Source organism: Paenibacillus sp. sgz302191 (genome assembly GCF_057749925.1).
Genome location: NZ_JBYLHY010000047.1, coordinates 1 through 22987, shown reverse-complemented (window position 1 = coordinate 22987; position 22987 = coordinate 1). Strand labels below are relative to the sequence as shown.

13 protein-coding genes are annotated in these 22987 nt (G+C 41.3%); all 13 read left to right on the top strand.

Going from position 1 to position 22987, the window contains the following annotated elements:
• Window positions 1-48: 48 nt before the first annotated feature.
• The 13 genes from AC3G2T_RS36080 to AC3G2T_RS36020 all read left to right on the top strand — a co-directional run bounded on the left by AC3G2T_RS36080 (window position 49) and on the right by AC3G2T_RS36020 (window position 22731).
• Window positions 49-411, top strand: coding sequence for a hypothetical protein (locus AC3G2T_RS36080; protein ID WP_488438473.1), 363 nt, complete (start codon window positions 49-51; stop codon window positions 409-411).
• Between the two features lie 147 nt (window positions 412-558).
• Window positions 559-867 (top strand): hypothetical protein, encoded by a 309-nt coding sequence (locus AC3G2T_RS36075; RefSeq protein ID WP_488438472.1) that lies wholly within the window; start codon window positions 559-561, stop codon window positions 865-867.
• A gap of 87 nt (window positions 868-954) precedes the next feature.
• Complete coding sequence (locus AC3G2T_RS36070; RefSeq protein ID WP_488438471.1) at window positions 955-3864, top strand: PD-(D/E)XK nuclease family protein; 2910 nt, start codon at window positions 955-957, stop codon at window positions 3862-3864.
• A complete protein-coding gene (locus AC3G2T_RS36065; protein WP_488438470.1) occupies window positions 3857-7078 on the top strand; it encodes a UvrD-helicase domain-containing protein in 3222 nt (1073 codons plus the stop codon). Before AC3G2T_RS36070 ends, AC3G2T_RS36065 begins: the two co-directional genes overlap by 8 nt.
• Before the next feature lie 159 nt (window positions 7079-7237).
• The gene (locus AC3G2T_RS36060; RefSeq protein WP_488438469.1) at window positions 7238-7489 is read left to right on the top strand and encodes a helix-turn-helix domain-containing protein; all 252 of its coding nucleotides are present in this window, start codon (window positions 7238-7240) and stop codon (window positions 7487-7489) included.
• Complete coding sequence (locus tag AC3G2T_RS36055; RefSeq protein ID WP_488438468.1) at window positions 7486-8088, top strand: DUF1819 family protein; 603 nt, start codon at window positions 7486-7488, stop codon at window positions 8086-8088. Before AC3G2T_RS36060 ends, AC3G2T_RS36055 begins: the two co-directional genes overlap by 4 nt.
• A 2-nt stretch (window positions 8089-8090) precedes the next feature.
• Window positions 8091-8669, top strand: coding sequence for a DUF1788 domain-containing protein (locus tag AC3G2T_RS36050; protein WP_488438467.1), 579 nt, complete (start codon window positions 8091-8093; stop codon window positions 8667-8669).
• 12 nt (window positions 8670-8681) lie between these two features.
• Window positions 8682-12299, top strand: coding sequence for a BREX system P-loop protein BrxC (brxC, locus tag AC3G2T_RS36045; RefSeq protein WP_488438466.1), 3618 nt, complete (start codon window positions 8682-8684; stop codon window positions 12297-12299).
• Window positions 12300-12314: 15 nt separating this feature from the next.
• Entirely contained in the window at window positions 12315-15941 is a 3627-nt protein-coding gene (gene pglX / locus AC3G2T_RS36040; RefSeq protein ID WP_488438465.1) for a BREX-1 system adenine-specific DNA-methyltransferase PglX, read from the top strand.
• Window positions 15942-15965: 24 nt separating this feature from the next.
• The gene (gene pglZ / locus AC3G2T_RS36035; protein ID WP_488438464.1) at window positions 15966-18488 is read left to right on the top strand and encodes a BREX-1 system phosphatase PglZ type A; all 2523 of its coding nucleotides are present in this window, start codon (window positions 15966-15968) and stop codon (window positions 18486-18488) included.
• Between the two features lie 12 nt (window positions 18489-18500).
• Window positions 18501-20564: a protease Lon-related BREX system protein BrxL gene (gene brxL, locus AC3G2T_RS36030; protein WP_488438463.1), complete on the top strand. Its 2064-nt coding sequence runs from the start codon at window positions 18501-18503 to the stop codon at window positions 20562-20564.
• 654 nt (window positions 20565-21218) lie between these two features.
• The gene (locus AC3G2T_RS36025; protein WP_488438462.1) at window positions 21219-22310 is read left to right on the top strand and encodes an AAA family ATPase; all 1092 of its coding nucleotides are present in this window, start codon (window positions 21219-21221) and stop codon (window positions 22308-22310) included.
• The gene (locus tag AC3G2T_RS36020; protein ID WP_488438461.1) at window positions 22303-22731 is read left to right on the top strand and encodes a hypothetical protein; all 429 of its coding nucleotides are present in this window, start codon (window positions 22303-22305) and stop codon (window positions 22729-22731) included. The genes AC3G2T_RS36025 and AC3G2T_RS36020 overlap by 8 nt, the downstream gene beginning before the upstream one ends.
• The last annotated feature ends 256 nt before the right edge of the window (window positions 22732-22987 follow it).

The window sequence follows — 22987 nt, the reverse complement described above, 5'->3', positions numbered from 1 at the left end:
AGCGTAGTCTTAATACTTTATTTTTCACTAAAAATAGGAGAGATGCTCGTGAAAATTACGGGGGATATGATCGAGGCATGTTATCTTTACGCTAAAAAGGTTTATCACAATCAAATTGACAAGACAACAGCTACCAATCAATTATATAGCCAGATGGGAATGCATCAAGGAAGCGCGAGCGACTATATTGGAGCTTTTTGTTCGATGATGAATGGTGAAAGATATACTCGGACCATTAACACCAGCGCCACAAAATATTATTTACAGAACATAGGTGAAGATTATGGTTCAAGTCAACTTGAAATTGCACTAAGAGCAGTGAGTTTACATACTGAATACTATGGGAAATTAGGCAATGGAAGGTTAAAAAGTATAGAAAAACTCGTAGAGGGTTACAAATACACTTCATAAAATTTCATCCGAGGGCATGAGATCATTTTGTTGATTTCATGCTTTTTTATTATTACAAAACACAAACGAACAAACATTCGAGACAACCACTTGTCGTTTTAGATGTGCATAATGAAATCATAAAAAAACACGAGGAGGAGCTAGAAAATGAAGATCATCTTAACCAAGCATGCTTTCGAACGTTATTGCGAGAGAGTGCGTCCTCAAGATCTAGAATACTATGGGCTCCAAGAACTCCTTCGCAAGGAAGCTGATAATAAGATATGTTTTCTGGAATGGCAGGGCCGACCTGCAATTTATATTCATCAAGCGTACTGGCGGTATGAATATATTGCGCTCAAACAAGAAGTTACCCTTATTACATGTCTAGGCATTCTTGAAATGATTGACTTAAGCAAATGGTCGAGAAAAAATTCTTCAATCAATAATCGGTACATAAGGAAATTTGCAAATTAATCAAGAGCACAACCACATACAAAGCTGGCTAAGAAGGAACCGGGAGTGTTTTCCCGAAATATACAAGAGAGGGAAGGAGTGGGCCTAATGAACCATAACTGGCTTTCGGATTTGTATGAAATCTGTAATAACGATCCTTTTCGGAAGAAAATTCTCTTAGCCAACCGTTTTAATCAAGCTGAACAATGGCTGTCTACAATAACAAGAGATTACGGCCCATTGCTTGGAGTAGAAACGGAAACTGTAAGATCACTTGTTGTTAAACGGACAAGATTGGAGCTGAAGAGAAAGGGAATCCGACTGTTGAATAGCAGCCAGACGTTTTGGATCGTGCAAAATCTTATGATTGATCTGGCTAATCGGCTCGATAATTACATACCAAGCGAAATGGTGACACCAGGTATTGTACATAGCTTTCATAACGCATTAGAAGAACTCCGGTTTGCGGACATCCGCGCATCGGAGCTTTCCGTTTCTCTTTTTGATAACCTTAATAAAGGGCTTTATATAATTGAACTGCTCACTTTGTATGAACAGTGGTTGGAGCAGAACTGTTACACTGATTTCACTGGACTGCTTGGATTCTTATCGGATAACGTTGATGAAACCCATAACGAGCTCTTCATCATACGGGATGTTGAGCGGCTCTATCCGGTGGAGTTAAAAATGTTGAGTCGAATTGCCGGAAGTGGGCTTGTCAACTTGAAGCAGCGAGCCTTTTTCCCAGCATCCCTCGAAAACTCAAATAATCTTAATGTTCATTTTTACCGAGCAACGGGAATATTTGCAGAGGTTCGGGAAACTTTCCGTCGAGTCTGCCGACAGAAAATTCCTTTCGATCAAACGGAGATCATTGTTTCTAATTATGAAGCCTATAGTACAGCTATTTATACGTTAAGCCAAGCACTAGGCATTCCCTGCACATTTTCAAAAGGGTTGCCTGTCTCCTGTACGAAGGCTGGGAAGGCTGCGATGGTGTATCTCGAATGGTTGGAATCCAACTATGACGTTGAATGTTTGCTGAAGGCTCTCCGACATGGTTATATATCATTTCGTCACTTTGGCGATTCCGTGACAACGGCTGAACTTATTCGTACTTTGGAGCAAAGTGGGATTGGTTGGGGAAGGCATCGTTTTTCAATGCTTGAAGCTGCAGCTACTACTGAGGAAACGGGAAATCATGTCGAAGCGATTCGACAATTAGAACGGGTATTTAAAGGATTGTTCCAAACATTTCCGGATTCAAGTCAGGATACGTGGACACCGTTTACCGTTATACGCGCATTGCTTGATTTTCTCGAAAAGTGCACTATTCCATCCGGTGAGGCAGACATGATGGTTATCGCTGAAATCAATGATCAAGTGAATCAGCTGGAATCAATCTCTCCTCGGGCGTTTACCAACGAAAGTGCCGTGCGTTATGTTAACGACTTGATTGCGGATATTCGAATCCTTTGTGAGGGCCCGGTACATGGGAAGCTGTTTATTTCATCGCTTCAGGATGGTGGTGAATCTGGCAGGGTTCAGACATACATATTGGGAATGAGCAATGAAGCGTGGTCCGTACAAACACGGCAAGATCCCGTCTTGTTGGATGAGGAACGTCGCTGTTTGGGTGGTATGCCGATATCCACTCATCTGGCTGAGCATGCTGTTATTGAACGCGCCGCGCGACTGGGGATGCTGACAGGAACAGTTACGCTAAGCTTCACAAGTTATGATCCGGCAGAACAGAAGGAAACGATTCCAGCTTTCGAGCTTTTGCAGGCCGCAAGGATCGTAACAGGCAGTCCCCATATGGATTTGACAGGACTTGAGTATTTTCTTGGAAAACCGACAGGCTATATGGCGAACAACTCGGAAGGAGAGCATCTTTTAGATGGGACAGATCGCTGGCTTGATCGGTTAACTGTTGGGGAAATAGTGAAGAATGGGCTTCATGCATTGCAACAAGCTTTTCATTTTGCGGCTGATTTGGATCGAGCAGAAGCGAGAATTGGAGCGGCGCTCTTGTCCGAATATGAGGGGATGCTGCAGACGGATGTCTTCGCAGTCCGATATCTGAACAACCCGGAGATGTACCTTAGTGTAACACAGCTCGAAAGATACGGGGAATGTCCAAAGAGGTTTTTCTTCTCCTCGGTGCTGAAGGTCCAGGAGAAAGATACTGCCATATTCGACAGGACCCGCTGGTTGGATGCCGCAGGTAGGGGAAGTTTGCTTCACCGCATCTTTTACCTTTACCTCAAAGAGATTTCCCAAGAATCAGCAATAAGCGATACCCTTATACATAACAAACAAAAACTCTTGGGAATTACTGAGCAGACAATAAACGAGTATGAAGCAATGGTGCCGCCGCCAAGCCCTCATATCTTTTCAAAGGAATGCGAGTCTATCCGACGTGATGTTGTAATCTTCTATCAAATGGAGCAGAAGCGTAAAGGGCGACCATGTTTTTTTGAACTCGAACTGACGATCGACGGAGAACCGATGGATGTCATGTTAGACAATGGTATTGTGATAAGAATGAAGGGGTTCGTGGACAGAGTGGATGTAATCGGGCCACACATGTACAAGATTTATGATTATAAGACAGGTAGTCCGGCGAAGTATGACGAGGATGAGTATTTTTCGCAAGGCACTCAGCTCCAACATGCGCTCTATGCCGTTGCGGCTGAACAGTGGCTGCAGCGTATGGGAATCGACACCGAGGCGCGAGTGGTAGAGTCATCTTATTATTTTCCAACAGAGCGAGGGAAAGGGGAAGAGGTGACTCGAATTCAAAACCGGAGAGCTGAGCTATCTGAGTTGGTCAGGCATCTACTTGCTTCAATGGAGTCTGGATCGTTTCCGGCGACAAAAGAACCTAAGCGGTGTACATACTGTGAGTACCGAGTGGTGTGTGGAAACGAATCGGAGCGAACGAAGGAAAAATGGGATTTAGCTGAAAACACCGTGCTTCTTCAACATTTGAAGGAGGTTGAGCGCTTTGCATGACGATCGGACGGCAAGAGAGAGTATTGCAAGAATCCTCGACCAGACATTTTTGGTGGAAGCGGGAGCTGGATCAGGAAAGACGACATCGCTCGTCGGCAGAATGATCGCTTTACTCGAATCGGGTAGAGTGACTGTAGAACAAATTGCAGCAATTACATTCACGCGGAAAGCAGCGGACGAGCTGAAAAGTAGGTTTCGACTAGAGTTGGAACTAAGGATTCGTAACGCGGCGGAACCTCAAAGCAGTTTGCTACGGCAGGCACTTAAAGAGATTGATCGGAGTTTTATGGGCACGATCCATTCCTTTTGCGGCAGATTGCTTAGGGAAAGGCCGATTGAAGCTAAGCTTGATCCCACATTCCGTGAACTTGAAGAGGAAGAAGCGGCAAGGCTGCGTGATCAATGCTGGGACGAATACCTAATAAACTTGATTGACAACGGGCAGGAAGAGACAATAGCTGGGCTGGGAAAGCTTCAAGTAAATGTTGAGGATCTGCGACAAGTCTATCATAGAGTATGCGACTACACGGATGTTCAGATTGATACGGTTCCCTCCCCTCGACCAGATTTTGATTTGATCCGATTATCGCTGCCGCCAATGATGGATGAAGCGAGCAACTTTATTCCAACGGTTAAACCGGAACGTGGTTGGGATGCGTTGCAGTCGCTCATCCGTGACGGAAGACGGATGGTTGCCATGCACGGGTTGCATGATGATATGCGTGTGCTTCAGCTTGCCCAGTTATTCGAACGGAACATCGATGCAACACTAAATAGGTGGACGGATAGCGCGAAGGCTAAAGAGTTCAAGGTCATGTTCCAAGAATGGCAAAGTCGCGTTCTGGTTCCATTTCTTCGTGCTTGGCGTGAACATCTTTATCCGCAGCTAGTGGATTTCGTTCGGCCAGCCGTTGAGTACGGTGTACGTAGGCGCAGGGCGCTTGGACTGCTAGACTTTCAGGATTTACTGATGAAAGCGACTGCACTGCTCAGGGAGCATGCTGAAGTGCGGCGATTTTTTGCCGGAAGGTATGCCCGCTTGTTCGTAGATGAGTTCCAGGATACGGATCCTATTCAGGCAGAGCTCATGTTTCTGCTTACAGGGGATGATTCGAATGAATCGGATTGGAGGCGGATCACTCCGAAACTAGGATCGCTGTTCGTCGTAGGAGACCCCAAGCAGTCCATTTATCGATTCCGCCGCGCGGATATTTCCACTTATAACTGGGTTAAGAACAAGATCAGGTCATGTGGGGAAGTACTTCAGTTAAGTGCTAATTTTCGCTCGGTTCATGCTATCGGTCAGTTTGTGAATGATGAATTTATTGAGAGATTTCCGAATGCTGAAACGGAACATCAGGCAGCATTTGTAACGATGGAGACCAGAACGGGTAATTCGAGTGTTAGTGTATTGAACGGTGTCTATACGATCACCCATACGAAAATGTCAGGAGGCAAGGTTGCTATTGTGGAAGCAGACGCGGACCGGGTTGCTCGCTCCATTGCTTGGGCCTGCAGCGGACAGCTGAAAATTCAGGAGAAGCAGTCAGGATATGATGGTGGTATTATCTTGAGGGATGCAACTCCAGGTGATTTTCTTGTGCTCTTGAAACGTAGGGAATTTTTGCATCTCTATGCTGAAAAGCTTGAACAATACGGAGTTCCATCAATTACTTCCGGGAGCTCAGCGATGTATGAGGAAATAGGCGCTCTTTCTTTACTTACAAACTGCCTGAATGACCAAGGCGATCGGATTTCCCTACTTGCTGTACTGAAGGGAATGTTATTTGCCATCAGCGACAACGCGCTGTTTCATTACAAAATGCAAGGATTTCCGATCTCATATACATACTTACCGAATCGGGAGGGGGTATCCGAACAGTCATTGCCTGTATACATGGCGTTGGAGAAGATTGCGGAATATGCGCACATCATTCGGCAGTTTCCGGCACTGTCAGCACTCATTCATATCGTAGAGGATCTCGGGCTGATTCCGTTTGCGGCAGTTAGGTCAACTGGTCGGGCACGCGCTGGAACACTGATAAAGCTCCTGCATGTGCTGCAAAAGGATAGCATGGCCGTAACATGTTGGCCTGAGCTATGTTCTTATTTGCTCAAGATGGTGGAAGAAGCGAGGCTTGAGTGCGGGGATTTATTCGCAGGTCAGCAGAATGCCGTCCGTATTATGAACCTCCATAAAGCAAAAGGACTTGAAGCGCCTGTGGTATTCTTGGCCTGTCCGTGTGGAGAATCTGATCACGACGCTTCCGAACACATAGATCGTTCTGGCATTCCAGCACGTGGTTACTTTAGTATCATACGACGAAAGGGATATCAGGAAGAAGTTATAGCACATCCCTCTGGCTGGATAGAGCTCGCCGAGAGAGAACGATTGTATATGAAGGCTGAGAAAGAACGATTGCTATATGTTGCCGCTACTCGCGCGAAGCAACTCATGATCATCAGTCGATATCCGGATCGCCCCGCGATTGACCCATGGAGTAGCTTTGAAAGCGGTCTTCATGAAGGGATGGAGTTGTTCGATGCTACTATTGCGCCGGTGATCCCCTCGCTCTACGATGTCGTGCATGATCAAAAAGTGGATGAAGCTGAAATTCGAGAATGGCGCAGCAAGTTGGCTGAGCCGACATACCGGACAGCTTCAGTGACGGAACTAGCGAAATCGGGAACTACGCAACCACCTAGGCCTCTAAAGGGCAGGGGGATGGCGTTCGGCAGCACAGTACATCGATGCATTGAATTACTAGGATCTAGTGCAACACCTGGACAGTCGGAACTCCAAATCCAATTCATCGCTGAAGAAGAGGGCATGGAAGAGTCGCTTATTCCGGATGTAAAGGCAATGCTGGAAGATGTTATGAATCATCCGCTTTGGAAACGGGCATTGAGAGCAAAGCGCAAAATTCATGAGTTACCCTTACGAACCATTCGTACTGACATAACAATAGAAGGAGCCACAGCAAAAACACTCTTCCTGAAAGGCGTTATTGATTTTCTATTTGAAGAAGAGGATGGCTGGGTCGTCATCGACTTTAAGACCGATGTCTATGAAGATGGACAGCAGCAGGCATTTGTTGATTTCTACCGGCCGCAGGTTGCGGCTTATAAGGAAGAATTAGACCGAGCATTCGGTTTGAAGGTTAAAGAGGTGGGGTTGTATTTTTTGCATGGGAATGAGTACGTGAAGCTATAGAGTATACGTTGTCAACAGGTGTCAGTAAGTAGCTAAATTATAAGTGTTGATTTAACGTAAGAAAAAATCGCAACTTCTTATACATAACTACTAAGAACTTATAAAATGTGATATCCTGTTACATGTAGAATCTTACATGCTTAATAGGGGTGTTTATTTATGGACGTATGTTACAACAAACTGTTTAAGCTGTTAATCGATAAAGGAATGAAGAGGACAGAACTACGGAAAATGACTGGTATCAGTCCTAACACCTTGACTAAGCTATCAAACAATGAATTCGTTTCGATGGAAGTTCTTGTGAAAATCTGCCGCGTATTATCCTGCGATATTGGTGACATCGTAGAGATTGCTAAAAGTCTAGAAAATGGAACGACCATACTTGTGGCATCGGGCGAAGAGCTGCTATGAAAAAGGGAGAATACAGCGCAGGAATGGTTAAGCTTTCCTTTTGGTTTTCTGAGTTTCGCAAGGTCATTAGCTTAATCAATAAAGGAAATACGCTGAACGAAATCAAGGCTTTAAGTTTAGAGGAAAATATTTTTGCGGCTCCAACGCAGGAAAGAGCCATTCAGATATTTAATACTGTGTCCAGACGTGTGAAAAGCTTAGATCAATCATTTTACCCGCTGATTGAACAAAGTGATGTATCCACGCAGAAGATCATTGCGCTTATTGCAATTATGAAGACAGACAGCCTGTTCTTTGATTTTATCTATGAAGTTTATCGGGAAAAGCTGATTATCGGAAGCGATGAACTGGCTGATAGCGATGTCCGAATTTTCTTTAAAGATAAACAGCTTCAGAGTGAGAAAGTCGCGAAATGGACTGATTACACGCTAAAAAGATTGGGCACGTGTTATAAGACACTACTAATGGAAGCTGGTTTAACGGATCGCTCATCCGAAAGTAGAAAGATATTGAAGCCAATACTAGATAAGATGCTAGAACAATGTCTGAAGGACAATGGCATGGAATTAATGATTCATGCCCTGACAGGGGTGAGATAGGAATGGCTAGCTTGGAAGAAAGATTAGACATTGCAGAGCGTATGATCCGAATGCCAAGTTTTCGTCAGAATAAAGGTCTTGGTAATGAGGTTGGTTACTATGTATTCGATTACCCAGCTGAGAAAGAACTAATAGTCAGGGAACGAATCGAGTACATGAAGGCTAAAAATTCAAAATCAACGGATGGTTTTGAACTGGCGGTTTTTGATCTTTACGATATTGTGATTGATATTCTGGAGCAGGAAGGCTTTATGGAACAGTGCTTTATGTTCGAAAAGAAAAAGGGGCTTGAACGTATCATAAAGTCAGTAGGAAATCTTCTCCAGATAAATGATGATGCTAGTCTGATAGTTCACTGTATTCAAGAGCGGACTCCTAAGGATGCCGTTGTATTTTTGACTGGGATTGGGAAATGCTACCCGCTGCTTCGGTCACATAAGGTATTAAATAACTTGCATCAAGCGATTGACCGTGTGCCGGTGGTCATGTTTTTTCCAGGTAAGTATGACGGGCAGGAGCTGATCCTGTTTTCGGAAATCAAAGACGATAACTATTACAGAGCATTCAAGCTCGTTGATTAAGGAGCTCGTACAATGAATATCAAAGAAATGTTCGCGAGAGAGATTGACCGGGATATTAAAGGGGTCATAAAAGTTGGCCAGGGTGATGAAGAAAATATTAAGCAGGAACTCGAAGAATATGTTGTGACGAGAGAGTTGCAAAAGCACTTTGCGGATTTTTTTTCTAGTTATAAGAAAGGGATTAACGGTCATACCGACAAAATGGGCGTGTGGATTTCCGGCTTCTTTGGGAGTGGTAAATCCCACTTTCTAAAAATTCTTTCTTACTTGCTTGGCAATAAAGAAGTTCATGGTAAGAAAGCACTTGACTATTTCATTGAGGATAACAAAATCATCGACCCAATGGTACTGGCAGACATGAAGTTGACCGCAACTGTGCCAACCGATGTCGTCTTATTCAATATCGATTCCAAGAGTGAAATGACCGGAAAGCAGTCCAAAGATGCCATTGTCTCTGTATTTCTGAAGGTATTTAATGAGATGCAAGGGTTTTGTGGCTCGATTCCATTCCTTGCCGATCTGGAAAGACGGCTTGTAGAAGAAGATCGTTTTGAAGAGTTTAAAAACCTATTTCATGGGAATTTCGGCAAGTCATGGGAAACATCCCGGCACAAATTTGATTTTATTCAAGACAGCATAGTAGAAGTGTTGGATGAAATGGGCTTTATGAGCGAGGCTGCTGCTCGTAACTGGTGTGAGAAAGCGACAGAACCGTACACGATTAGCATTGAGACTTTTGCCCGTTTGGTGAAAGAATATCTCGACCGCAAGGGAAATAATCATCATATTGTATTCTTGGTGGATGAAATTGGCCAATACATAGGTGACGACTCTAAGCTGATGCTTAATCTGCAAACGGTAACCGAAGACTTAGGAACTGCTTGTCAAGGTAAGGTTTGGATTGTCGTAACCAGCCAACAGGATATTGATTCCATAACCAAGACAAAGGGTAACGACTTTTCCAAAATTCAAGGACGATTTGATACCCGCCTGTCCCTTTCGTCAGCTAATGTCGATGAGGTCATTAAGAAGAGGATCCTGGAAAAAAATACAACTGCTGAGCAGATGTTAAGATTACTATATGAGCAGAAAACCACTATTATCAAGAACCTGATTGTGTTTAATGATGGTATAGAAAAGAAACTATACGCTGACGACCGAGATTTTGCTGCCGTTTATCCGTTTGTGCCTTATCAGTTTAATTTGCTAGGAAGTGTCCTGACCTCCATCAGAACTCACGGTGCTTCTGGAAAGCATTTGTCTGAGGGCGAGCGTTCCATGATTTCACTGTTTAAAGAGTCGGCGGTAAAACTGATGAATTGCCCCGAGGGCACTTTGATTCCATTTAATGTGTTCTACGATGCATTGCATCAATTCCTGGATCACAGTCATAAGGGAGTTATCAGCCGCGCAATCGATAACAGTTATATTAACCCGGATAAGCATGAAGACTGTTTTGCTGTTAATGTTCTTAAAACGCTGTTCATGATTAAGTACGTCAAAGAAATTACAGCTAACATTGAGAATATCACTAGTTTGATGATTGCGGATATTGATACGGATAGAATGGAATTAAAAAAGCAAGTAGAAGAAGCACTGAAAATTCTGGCACGTCAAATGCTCATTCAGAAGCATGGCGATATTTATGTATTTCTGACAGACGAAGAACAAGAAATAAACCGTGAAATCGAAAGCCAGAATGTAGAGATGTCCGAAGTCGTCAGCAAGGTTTCGGAGCTTATTTACGAAGATATCTTTAGTGATAAAAAATACCGTTACCCAGCGTTTAATGGCAGATACAGCTTTGCTTTCAATCAGTTCGTAGATGATCGACCATATAAAGCGAACCAGAGCAATGATATTGGAATAAGAGTACTCACTCCTAATGCTGACTACAGTACTGATGAAATAACAATGCGTATGATTTCAGGACAGGGGAAGGAAATCCTTGTTGTGCTGCCGAATGACTCCGCCTTCTTGGATGAAATCAGAAGTGCACTAAAAATAGAGAAGTTTTTACGTCTTAACACGTCCAGTGCACTGGCTAAGTTCGATCAGATCAAAGAAGGCAAGCGAGTAGAGATGCGTGAAAGAAATGGAAACGCGAAACTATTTTTGATTGAATCATTGAAGAATGCTGAGATCTATGTGAATGGTGATAAAGCGCAGATTGGTTCAAAAGATGTAGTCGCTCGAATTAATGATGCTCTTGGACGCCTTGTATCAACTGTGTATCACAAACTTCCGTATATTGACGCTCCCATGGGTGAAGCGAATATCAGGTCTATGTTCAAGAGTGCAAACCAGCTTACCCTTACATTGGAGGGCGGTACCGAACCGAATATCAACGCCTTAAACGATATGCTCAGTTTTATTTCGAGCAATTCCTCCATGCACACTAAGACCTCCATCAAGAGTTTGTTGGATCGCTTTATGAAGGCTCCATATGGCTTTGTGGAAGATGATGTGGAATGGCTTGTTGCCAAACTATTCAAGAACGGTGATATTTCTTTCACCGTAAATGGAACCAGCGTGACCTTACTTAATAAATCAGATGAAGAAATCATCAACTATATTACCAAGAGAGAATTTGTAGAAAAGTTGTTGACTGAGCGTCGTGAGAAGGCTACTGACAACCAGAAAAAGGCTGTTCGTGAAGTCATGAAGGAATTATTCGGCACCTCCAGCGTTAATGAAGATGATGATGCGATGATGCGCAGCTTCCAGAATTACAGTAGGAATATTCTGAATGAGCTAGAGAAATTTGAAATCATGTACCAGGCAAAGTCGTTTCCTGGACAGAGGATTATAGCGTCCGGTAAAAATTTGCTTCGTGCAATTATTCAAATTCAGTCCCCAATTGAATTCTTCAAGAAGCTTCACACAGATCGGGACGATTATTTTGATTTTGCTGATGATTATGAACCCGTTAAGTCTTTCTTTACCGGAGAGCAGAAGACAGTATTTGAAAAAGCTCTGAAACTGATAAGTATATACGAGGATAGTAAGACCTTTATAGTCGATGAAAAGGTCGAACAGGTTGTAAATGATATTAAGGGGATCTTGAAAAAAGAAACTCCATACGGCGAGATTCCAAAATTGCCTGAACTGTTAGATCGATTTACAGAGCTCTATTCGAAGTTACTGCAGGATATGGAAGCGCCAGTGATCGCGGCAATAGAAGATGCAAGAAAACGTGTATTTGATGAATTAGACTCCAAGGGTTATAAGGACCAGTTTACCAATCGATTCCATCAGCTTTTCCTTGAAATTATGGAGAAGGCGAGAACAAGCAACAATGTGGCGACTTTACAGAATATCAGAGTGGAAGCCGATGCGCTGAAAGTTCGGCTACTTAATGAACTAGCAAAGAAAGATGAACAGATTGCACTAGATAGAGTAAAAGAACAGGAAGCCAAGACGGATTATGGCAAAAGAAATGGAGAGCATATAGAGCCGAAACCTCAGCCGAAGATTAAGAAAAGGAAGAACATCAGTATCAAGAGTGTCAGTCTATCTGCGTCCTGGCAAATTGAAACCCCGCAGGATGTTGACAAGTATATTGCCACACTACGAGAACGAATTCTGAAAGAATTGGCAGATGATACAATCATCAATATTGAGTTCTAAGAGGAGACACTGCAGATGAATAAAGCAGCTATTAAAAACTTTGCAATATGGGCAAGAAACAAACTCATTGCAGAGATCACATACAAAGCTGGATTGCTGGGGATTACGGAGAAAGGGATTAAGAGTCCCCAGCCGCAATCAACAAATGACGTTCAATTCTTCGATATCGGTACAAAAGAACCTTACTCTATCACTGGTGTGGAAATCGAACAGCGTATAAATCTGGTTGAAATCATACAGAGAAAAGAAAAACAGTCAGATTATAAGACCGCATATAAAAGCGTTATTGATGAGGTTGCCTATACTTGGTTTAACCGACTCATTGCTGTACGCTTCATGGAAGTGAACGACTACTTGCCTTCCAGAATCAGGGTATTATCTTCAGAGAGCAGTTCCAAGATCGAACCTGACTTGGTGACCTCCCCCTTTGAAGCTGACTTGGAGTTTGCTCCTTATGAAACTGAGCGGATTATACAATTGAAAAATGATAATAAGCTGGATGAGCTTTTCCGAATGCTTTTTATCAAGCAGTGTAATGCCTTGAACTCCATTCTGCCGGAATTGTTTGAAAAAACCAACGACTATTCCGAACTGCTGATGAACGTCTCCTTTACTGATAAAGATGGTGTTGTCTATCGTCTAGTACACGATATCCCGGAAGACGATTTCAATGTTGAAAAAGAAGGTCAGGTTGAGATCATAGGCTGGCTTTATCAGTATTATAATTATGAAAGAAAAGATGAGGTTATTAATATTTACAAAGGAGTCGTGAAAAAAGAGGATATTCCCGCGGCTACCCAACTATTTACTACTGACTGGGTTGTACGCTATATGATTGATAACTCTTTGGGGAAATTCTGGGTGGAGCGGAATCCAGATAGTTCCTTGAAAAATAAACTTGAATACTTACTAAATGATGCAATGATAAATATTGAAGAAAAGGTTTCTCCTGAAGATTTGAAAATATTTGATCCATGTATGGGAAGCGGGCATATTTTGGTCTATGCCTTTGAAGTGTTAATGGCAATTTATGAGGAATGCGGTTATTCTCAAAGAGATGCTGCAGAAAAAATAATTGAGAAAAATTTATACGGCCTCGATATAGATAATCGTGCATATCAACTGGCGTATTTTGCAGTAATGATGAAAGCTAGGCAATATAATCGACGAATACTTACCGGCAGTTCTACTTGCAATGTCTATTCGATTCAGGAGAGTAACGAGATTAATAGTTCCCAGCTCGAATATTTTGGCTTTGGGATGGGGGAGATGGAACGCAATAATGCCTTGAACCAGATAAAATATTTATTGGGCAGTATGCATGACGCTAGAAACTATGGTTCTATAATTCATCTTGATAACTATGACTGGGAATTGTTGCACCAATATATTGATAGTGTAGATGTTAATGGTCAAATGACGTTGGAAACAATGGGAATGGATGAAACTCAAAAGCAATTACGTCAATTAGTAGAAATTGCAGTCTTAATATCTCAAAAATACGACGTAGTTGCAACTAATCCGCCATATTTGAATAAAATGGATGCTAAATTAAAAAACTATGTATACAAGAATTATAAAGACTATTCAGGAGATTTGTTCTCTGTTTTTATATACCGGAACTTAGGTTATTGTAAAGAACAGGGCTATGCAGCATTTATGTCTCCGTTTGTCTGGATGTTTATTAAAACTTACGAAAAGCTGCGAGAGTTTATCATCAATCAAAAATCGATATCAAGTTTGATTCAACTGGAATATTCAGCATTTGATGAGGCTACAGTGCCGATTTGCACTTTTGTATTAAAAAATGCTACAGGTAATCAGGCGGGAACTTATATCAAGCTCTCTGAATTCAAAGGTGGTATGGATGTACAAAGAAAAAAAGTACTCGAATCAATTAAAGATGAAAATTGCGTATACAAATATCTTGTGGATGCAAAAAACTTTTCTCATATTCCTGGAATGCCAATTGCTTATTGGGTAAGCGAACGTGGAGTAAAAAATTATGATAAATCAAAATTGTTGTCAGAAGTTGCTGAGACTAAGCAAGGATTTAAGACAGGTAACAATGATAAGTTTTTACGTTTGTGGTTTGAAGTTTCATATCTGATGCTATATTTACCTGGTTCTAATCGTGAAGCTAAAAAGTGGTTTCCATGCAATAAGGGTGGTGCCTTTAGAAAATGGTATGGAAATCTCGATTATGTAGTAAATTGGGAAGATGATGGATTTGAAATTCGTAATTATAAAGATGGGGAAGGAAACTTATTATCGCGTCCGCAAAATTTACAGTATAATTTTAGAGAAGCCTTAACTTGGTCATCAATTTCATCGGGTCCGATTTCTTTGCGTTATAGTAGTCCACATATGATGTTTGAATCAAAGGGCTCGGGGTGCTTTGTTCGAAATCCTGATAATATATTTGAGCTACAAGGTTTTCTTAACTCAAAAGTAGGAATGTATTACATCAGTGCTTTGGCTCCTACTTTAGATTATTCAGAAGGATCTTTATTAAAACTTCCCTATATTCTTTTTGATAATGAGAATATTAATACAATAGTGAAAAAATGTATTGAAATTTCAAATTTAGATTGGGATTTATTTGAAACAAGTTGGAATTTTATATGCCACCCTTTTCTCGGTTTCTTCTCAATTAACGAAAATGGTATATTGTATAGTCAATATCGTTCTACAGAAAGTCATACATTGAATAATGGTTTTAATACAAGAAGAGCCAGTATTGAAGATGTTTTCACGAACTGGTCTTCCTTCACTGAAACACAGTTTGATCAACTCAAATTTATGGAAGAAGAACTCAACCGTATCTTCATTGATATGTATGGCTTGCAGAGTGAATTGACACCGGAAGTTGAGGTTAAAGATATCACAATCCGCAAAGCCGATCTTGGTCGTGACGTCCGTTCATTCATCTCCTATGCCGTCGGTTGTATGTTTGGTCGCTATAGTCTGGACGTTGACGGTCTCGCCTATGCAGGTGGCGAATGGGACGCGAGCAGATACAGCACCTACATCCCGGATATGGATAATGTTATTCCAATTACAGATGAACAATACTTTGAAGATGATATTGTTGGCTTGTTCTGTGCATTCCTGAAAAAATCATTTGGGGCTGACACACTGGAAGAAAATTTAGCCTTCATCGCCAAAGCACTTGGCAACAAAAGCAATACTTCGAGAGAAGTGATCCGGAATTACTTCTTGAAGGAATTCTTCAAGGATCACTGCAAGATTTATCAAAAGCGTCCGATCTATTGGCTCTTTGATAGCGGTAAAGAAGACGGCTTTAAAGCCTTGATCTACATGCACCGATTTAATGAGGATACAATCGGTAACTTGCGAATTGATTATCTACACCGGATGCAGCGTGTCTATGAAAGTGAGATTGCCCGGATGCAGGAAACAATAGACAATAGTAATAATGCAAGAGAAGTGGCCGCGGCAACCAAACGGAAAGAAAAGCTGACTAAACAGTTGAAAGAAACAAAGGAGTACGACGAAAAGATCGCCCACTTGGCTCTTGCACGTATCTCTATTGATCTGGACGACGGCGTGAAAGTCAATTATGATAATGTACAGACTGGTATAGATGGCAAGAAGCTTGATGTTCTGGCGAAGATTTGATGAATCATGAAAGGGGCTGGTCGGATGGCTGAACTGAATTTAAAACAGATTGCCGACAAGCTGAATACTGAGTTCGTCGGTGATACCCGCAAGCTGGTATTCTGGTACGACGATAAGGCAGAATTTGCTGAGGATATTCATACACTGGAATTGTCTAATGCCAAGGTATATCATTTGGAGCCGGACAATCAGTTCTATACAAAATACTTTCTGGAACGGTTGGATCGAACGACCAATTATTTGATTTATGCACCGTTCCCTAAACCGTCTGTTCGAGAAAATCACCTGGCAGATACTATCAGATATTCCAAAGAATTCTTTGCAGACCGTGCTTCTCTGCTTACAGTTGACCTTGGAATTGATGAGAAATATAAGCCGATCATTCAGAAATACATCAAGTTCTTTGGGGCAAAAGATAGAATACAGCGATTTTATGATCTCGAAATTGAGAATTTCACCAGAGATACGATCGAAATAGCACTAATGAGCGCACTCTGCAAGACACGAACAGCTTCCTTTGAGGAAGTTGTTCGTGTCGTTTTGACAGATAGCGACTTGATGGATAATAAGTTTCTTGGGGAATTTCAGAAATATGATCTTCTTCCCGCTTTCTGGAGGCTTTGCGAAGAACAATTTGGCTACGTTGATGTGAAGCCAACGCTTGAAAAGCTTGTCGTTACCATGTTTGTGACCTACACGGAGCGATATATGGATGCTGAGCTTCCTAAGTCGTGGAAGAGCTTTGCTTCCTATAAATCCGGTAATATTATTGCGTTCTTGGACAATTTGATGAATAGCCTGCTTTATCGAGGCAGATATAATGAACTTTCTGAGTATGTGGCTACGGGATTGAATGCAGCTAACGCGTTGGAAGCGATTGTTCCAGAAGATTTGTTGCGATGTGATACATTTGAGTTTATTGACAGAAGAATTATCAATTGGATAATCGAACGGCTAATGGTTGAGGATACTGGTGCAAAGCTAAACGGCTTGACCATACCGATGGTATGTCGTGAGCGAGGAAAAATGCATTTTGGTGAAGCATCTAAAGAGCAATATCAACTTTTGGAACATGCCTATTACATAGTTCTTGAAGCCAATTATAACTGTCCCGATGATTTATTAGGGATTGTTAATCAATATCGTGAATCTGACTATCTGATTGATACCCACTATCGGTGTTTCTATACCTGTTTTGACAAACTCAAGGACAACACTTCTTTTGAACAACTGCGTGATCTGATCGAGAACATCTATACAAATGAATACATGGAAAAGATCATTCCAAAATGGAATGCAGCTATTATTAATGACGAATTGATGACGGTACTGCCGTTGCAGCGGAATTTCTATTCCCGATATATTCGCAAAAGCAAGGAGCGCGTAGTCGTCATTATATCTGATGCAATGCGCTATGAGACATGTTGTAGTCTCTGGGCGAGATTACAGGATGATGAAAAATGTTCAGCCAAGTTGGAAACCATGCTGAGTGTGTTACCGTCCTATACAAGACTTGGTATGGCTGCGCTTCTACCGCATAAAGCTTTGGAAATGACGGAAGATTACCGGATATTGGTTGATGGTTCTACATGTGACGATCTGAAGCAGCGTGAGGGTGTGCTGAAAAGCTATAATCCTAACAGTCGCTGCATTCAATATGATGACATTAAGACGATGAAACGGGATGCGATTCGCCAGTTATTTGTCGGAATGGATGTTATCTATATTTATCACAATCAAATCGATGCCCGCGGCGACAAGCCCAATACAGAAAACGAAGTCTTTGTTGCCTGTGAAGAAGCGGTGAATGAAATTCATGATCTCATTAAGCAATTAACGGATCATGTGAGTGCTACGCATTATATTGTTACTGCAGACCACGGGTTTATCTACAAGCGGGATAAGCTGCAGGAAAGCGATAAGATTGTGAATGGCTCTGAGAAAGGTTCGTTTGTTAATCGTCGATTTATAGTCTCCGACAAGAAAATTCAGGGAGATGGTATTGGTTCTATACCCTTAAGTAGAATACTTGGCAATAATGATACTAAGGTAGTATCATTCCCAATGAGTTCCAATATTTTCAAGGTAGCAGGCGGTGGCCAGAACTATGTCCATGGTGGTTCGTCCCCTCAAGAAATGATTGTTGCTGTGCTGGATATTAAGACTGAAAAAGGCCATAAAGAAACTCGAACAGTTGAGATAACGCTGGTTAGTATGGTTCAAAAAATCTCGAACCTGATTACCACTCTGGACTTCATACAGAACGAGCCGGTCAGCGATGTCGTGAAGGGAACTAGTTATAAGATATTCTTCGTTTCCGATGACAATGAAAAGATCTCAAATGAGAACATTTATTTTGCTGATAAAAAAGATGTAGAGCCGCAAAAGCGAATTTTCCGTCTACGGTTTAACTTTAAAAATAAAAAATACGATAAATCGAAACGGTACTATCTCGTAGCATACGACGAAAAAAATGATCTAGAGGTTCTTCGTCATGATGTAATTATGGATATAGCCTTTGCCAATGATTTTGGATTTAACGTGTAGGACGGTGATAGCATGAGTGACGATGTTCAGCAGGGGACGGGATACCAATCAGAAATGATAGAAAAATTGAAAACTTACTTCTCAGGTAAAATCGTTAGAAAAGACCTCACGAAGAGAATCAAAGAAGGAGCCAACGTACCTGTCTATGTACTGGAATATTTACTTGGTATGTACTGCTCCTCCATGGATGAAGAAGAAATCGAAGCGGGAGTAGCTAATGTAAAGCAAATTTTGGCTGAAAATTACGTGCGCCCAGATGAAGCGCAGAAAATCATCTCCAAGCTCCGTGAGCGTGGTAGTTATACGGTTATTGATAAAATATCGGTCAAATTAAATTATAAGAATGATATTTATGAATCGGAATTTTCCAACCTCGGGATCAAAGGAGTTCCTATCGCGGAAACGTATGTTTCGGACTATGAACGATTACTCTGCGGGGGAATCTGGTGTATTGTCCAGATGGAATATTTTTATGATGAGGCAGATAAAAACCGCTGTCCTTTCATTATCCGCAAGCTGACACCCATACAGATGCCAAGCTTGGATATAGAAGAGGTCAAGGCGGCAAGAGTCAATTTCACCGATGACGAATGGATCGATCTTCTTTTGAGAAGCACGGGAATGGAACCTTCTCAATTTAATAAGCGGGTCAAGTGGCTGCATTTAGCCAGATTGATTCCACTTATCGAAAATAACTACAACCTATGCGAACTTGGACCGAGAGGAACGGGGAAATCCCACATTTACAAAGAAATTAGCCCCAATAGTATTCTTGTCTCCGGTGGTCAGACTACAGTAGCCAATTTATTCTACAACATGGGTAGTAAAACAGTGGGGCTCGTTGGCTTATGGGATTGTGTAGCTTTCGATGAAGTGGCCGGTATCAAGTTTAAAGATCAAGACGGCGTTCAAATCATGAAGGATTATATGGCTTCTGGTTCATTTGCAAGAGGCAAGGAAGAGAAGAATGCCTATGCTTCCATGACATTCGTTGGTAACATTAATCAGAGTGTCGACGTTGTATTAAAAACGTCACATTTATTTGATCCGTTCCCTGATGCTATGGCCAATGACTCTGCATTCCTTGATCGTATGCATTGCTATATTCCTGGTTGGGAAATACCGAAATATCGGCCTGAATATTTTACGAATGATTATGGCTTTATTACCGACTACTTTGCTGAAATCATGCGTGAACTCCGTAAAATTTCCTACGGGGATGCATTTGAGAAATACTTCAAGTTAGGCAACAATCTGAATCAAAGGGATGTAATAGCTGTAAGAAGAACGGTATCGGGATTAACTAAATTGATTCATCCTGATGGTCAATTTACTAAAGAGAACGTGGAAGAAATATTACGTTTTGCCTTGGAAATGCGCCGGAGAGTAAAAGAACAATTGAAAAAGATCGGCGGCATGGAATTCTACGATGTGAATTTTTCGTATATTGACCAGGAAACCTTCAACGAAGAATTTGTGTCTGTTCCGGAGCAAGGCGGTGGCAAGCTGATCCCAGAGGGAATGGGTAAGCCTGGACACATTTACACAGTCTCGCATGGGAAGTCCGGTATGATTGGCGTTTATAAAATAGAGATGCAAATGAGTACTGGAACCGGAAAATTCGAAAGAACTGGCCTTGGTTCGGACCGTGAAGCGAAAGAAGCTGTCGATACGGCATATCGATACTTGAAAGCAAATGGAAAGAACATTAGTGGTTCAATTACTACAACCACTAAGGACTATCTCATGCATATTCAGGATATGAACGGTATTGGGATGACCAAGAGTTTGACTCTGCCGGCAGTGGTGGCTATCTGTTCTGTGGCTTTAAATAAGCCAGCTCTGAGCACTTCTGTCATATTGGGAGACTTAAGTATCGGTGGTACAATAATGAAAGTCGAAGAGCTCGCTAATACCTTGCAAGTTTGCTTGGATAGTGGGGCGAAGAAGGTCTTAATACCGATTACATCAGCTGTTGATCTTGGAACAGTCCCTTCTGAACTGATTGGCTGTTTTAATATTATCTTCTACCAAAGTGCAGAGGATGCTGTTTTCAAGGCCCTTGGAGTTGAGTAGTAGATAGCTTGGTATTAAAAGTTGGAATACGTAATTTCACATGCCGCGGCGGAAAAGATGTACACCTGTGAACTAATTGCAGCATATTTACTAAGCTTTCGAATGTAAGTTCATTTTGAGATATTACGGTCGTTCTATATGGGCCGGGGCATATGCAGAGACTTATATTGGGATCAATCATTCTTACTAGGCTTCAGTATGGTGGTAGCCCTCGGCAACAAGAAAGCCAAGAGAGACGACGAGTGGGGATACCAATAGTTTATGGCTCTTCGTCGCTTATTTGCCATTGATCGCATTGTATTTGGTCAGCCGAGGCAGGACGATCTGATTCAATCACTTATTTAGAACGATTCGATGGTGATATGGTAAAGCTACACATTGTTGAGCTGACTTGAGTCCAAATGCAATTCCAAGCTGTCAAAGAGTTCTCTTTAATTGGAGAGCTTTTTGGTGTTTCTTTTTATATTAAATAATTCGGTGTTGGGGCATTAAGATCCTAGTGAACTATGAAAAAACGACAAAATCCGTGGGTATTAATTTCTCGAATACTGTGATTTTTTGTAAGAGGTTAGAGGATTTTGGTTCTTGTTATCGAAAATAGTTTAGATGTGAGATTCAAATACTTACCATGTTCTTGCAGATGGAGTTGATTTTTTGAACCGATGGTTAGCAATGATTTTCCCAGAGGCTGTTTTGTTAAATAAATTAATACCCAGATTGCCTCAGAGTAACAATAAAGAGAAAAAGATGGAACTGCGCAAACAAAGAAATATAGCTACTCAGTATGGTCAACCTGCCCATCAAGAAGCCTTAATACATAACCCAGTAAATAAACCTGACTTGAAATCATCTGAGACAGCTAAAAAACCAGATATACCAACTGTATCGAAGATAGCGACTCCTGTACAAGAACAACAAATTAAGAAACAAACCAATGTGGAGTTTGATTTGGAGAAAGAGTTAGAGTCCATAATTGGACTTGAAGAAGTGAAGTCAAAGTTAAGAGAACTGAATGCTTTAGTACGTATCCAAGCAGAAAGAATGAAATTTGGACTGCAAGTTGAAAGTCAAAGCATGCACATGATTTTTATTGGAAACCCAGGGACGGGAAAGACAACAGTTGCACGATTAATCGGAGATATTATGCGGGATGCTCAAATATTACCGATCGGCCATATTGTTGAGACTGATCGCTCGGGACTTGTCGGACAATATATTGGACAAACAGCAATTAAGACCACTGAAATGATTGAGCAAGCGTATGGCGGCATTTTATTTATTGATGAGGCTTATTCTTTAATTCCTGAAGACCAAGGTAGGGACTTCGGCAAAGAAGCTGTAGATACGCTTGTAAAGGCAATGGAAGATCATCGAGACAAATTTGTTGTCATACTTGCCGGTTATCCTGGAGATATGCAGCGGTTCTTGGAAAGTAATCCTGGATTAAACTCTCGTTTCCCTCATCAAATACCTTTCCCAGACTACAGCGTAGAAGAATTGATCCGAATATTACATCAAATTGCAGCCGGTAAAGGGTATGTGATTACATCCGAAGCTGAAAAATATCTGTATAATGAATTAACGAGAGTGCAGCGGGAAATTGGAAAACTGGGTAACGGACGTTTTGTTCGCAACAAAATTGAAGATGCTATTCGAAAGCAAGCAGTAAGAATAAGCAACAGTAAAGTGAAAATTAATAAGGAAACCCTTCTGAAATTGATGGAGGAGGATTTTCGGAATGCGTAGAATAATTGCGTGGTTATTGGTACCTTTTATATTTTTCGGAACGATTATTCAAGGATACGGTAATGCATATTTAGCGATCAAATTCATTATTGGTTCGCTTTTTAATAACGTTGGTGAAGATTATTATAGAAGCAGTATGTCCATGTGGATAAACTTTTGGGTCCTTTTATTAACTGGTTTGATATTTGTTAAGCTACTTGAAAAACGCTGGCCAATTGTTTTGGGACTGTATACAGCCCTTACGTTTGTTGCGATTGACGTAGTCGCACAGTCAATAACTAATATATCCGGAACATCATCAAAATTACTTACGATTGCAGGAATGATAGCTGGGATTTTATTATTTCGAGCCATTGGTGGATTGTGGTTGCTAAAATTTACAGATGAAGAAGATAACGCTCGTTATTACTCCAGATATTGAATGGTGAAGACTATATCTCCAAAAGAATGAAATAAAATCGTTAGAGGACTGAATTTGTTAAAATATGAAATATCATTTTGAGATTACCCAAATGAAACCGGATGTTATATCCATAAAAAATCTCAATTAGCTTCATCGCTATAGTTCATGGCTAATGTCTGTGTAATAGAAAAATAGTCAATACTGTCCAGTAAGACGATTAATAGGGCGGGATGACTAATGTGGACCTCAATGAGCAGCAGTGACAATATGATTT

Coding starts and splice junctions, on each gene's coding strand:
- AC3G2T_RS36055 (WP_488438468.1), top strand. CDS start 7,486: ATGAAAAAGGGAGAATACAGCGCAGGAATGGTTAAGCTTTCCTTTTGG.
- pglZ (WP_488438464.1), top strand. CDS start 15,966: ATGGCTGAACTGAATTTAAAACAGATTGCCGACAAGCTGAATACTGAG.
- brxL (WP_488438463.1), top strand. CDS start 18,501: ATGAGTGACGATGTTCAGCAGGGGACGGGATACCAATCAGAAATGATA.
- AC3G2T_RS36070 (WP_488438471.1), top strand. CDS start 955: ATGAACCATAACTGGCTTTCGGATTTGTATGAAATCTGTAATAACGAT.
- pglX (WP_488438465.1), top strand. CDS start 12,315: ATGAATAAAGCAGCTATTAAAAACTTTGCAATATGGGCAAGAAACAAA.
- brxC (WP_488438466.1), top strand. CDS start 8,682: ATGAATATCAAAGAAATGTTCGCGAGAGAGATTGACCGGGATATTAAA.
- AC3G2T_RS36060 (WP_488438469.1), top strand. CDS start 7,238: ATGGACGTATGTTACAACAAACTGTTTAAGCTGTTAATCGATAAAGGA.
- AC3G2T_RS36050 (WP_488438467.1), top strand. CDS start 8,091: ATGGCTAGCTTGGAAGAAAGATTAGACATTGCAGAGCGTATGATCCGA.
- AC3G2T_RS36075 (WP_488438472.1), top strand. CDS start 559: ATGAAGATCATCTTAACCAAGCATGCTTTCGAACGTTATTGCGAGAGA.
- AC3G2T_RS36020 (WP_488438461.1), top strand. CDS start 22,303: ATGCGTAGAATAATTGCGTGGTTATTGGTACCTTTTATATTTTTCGGA.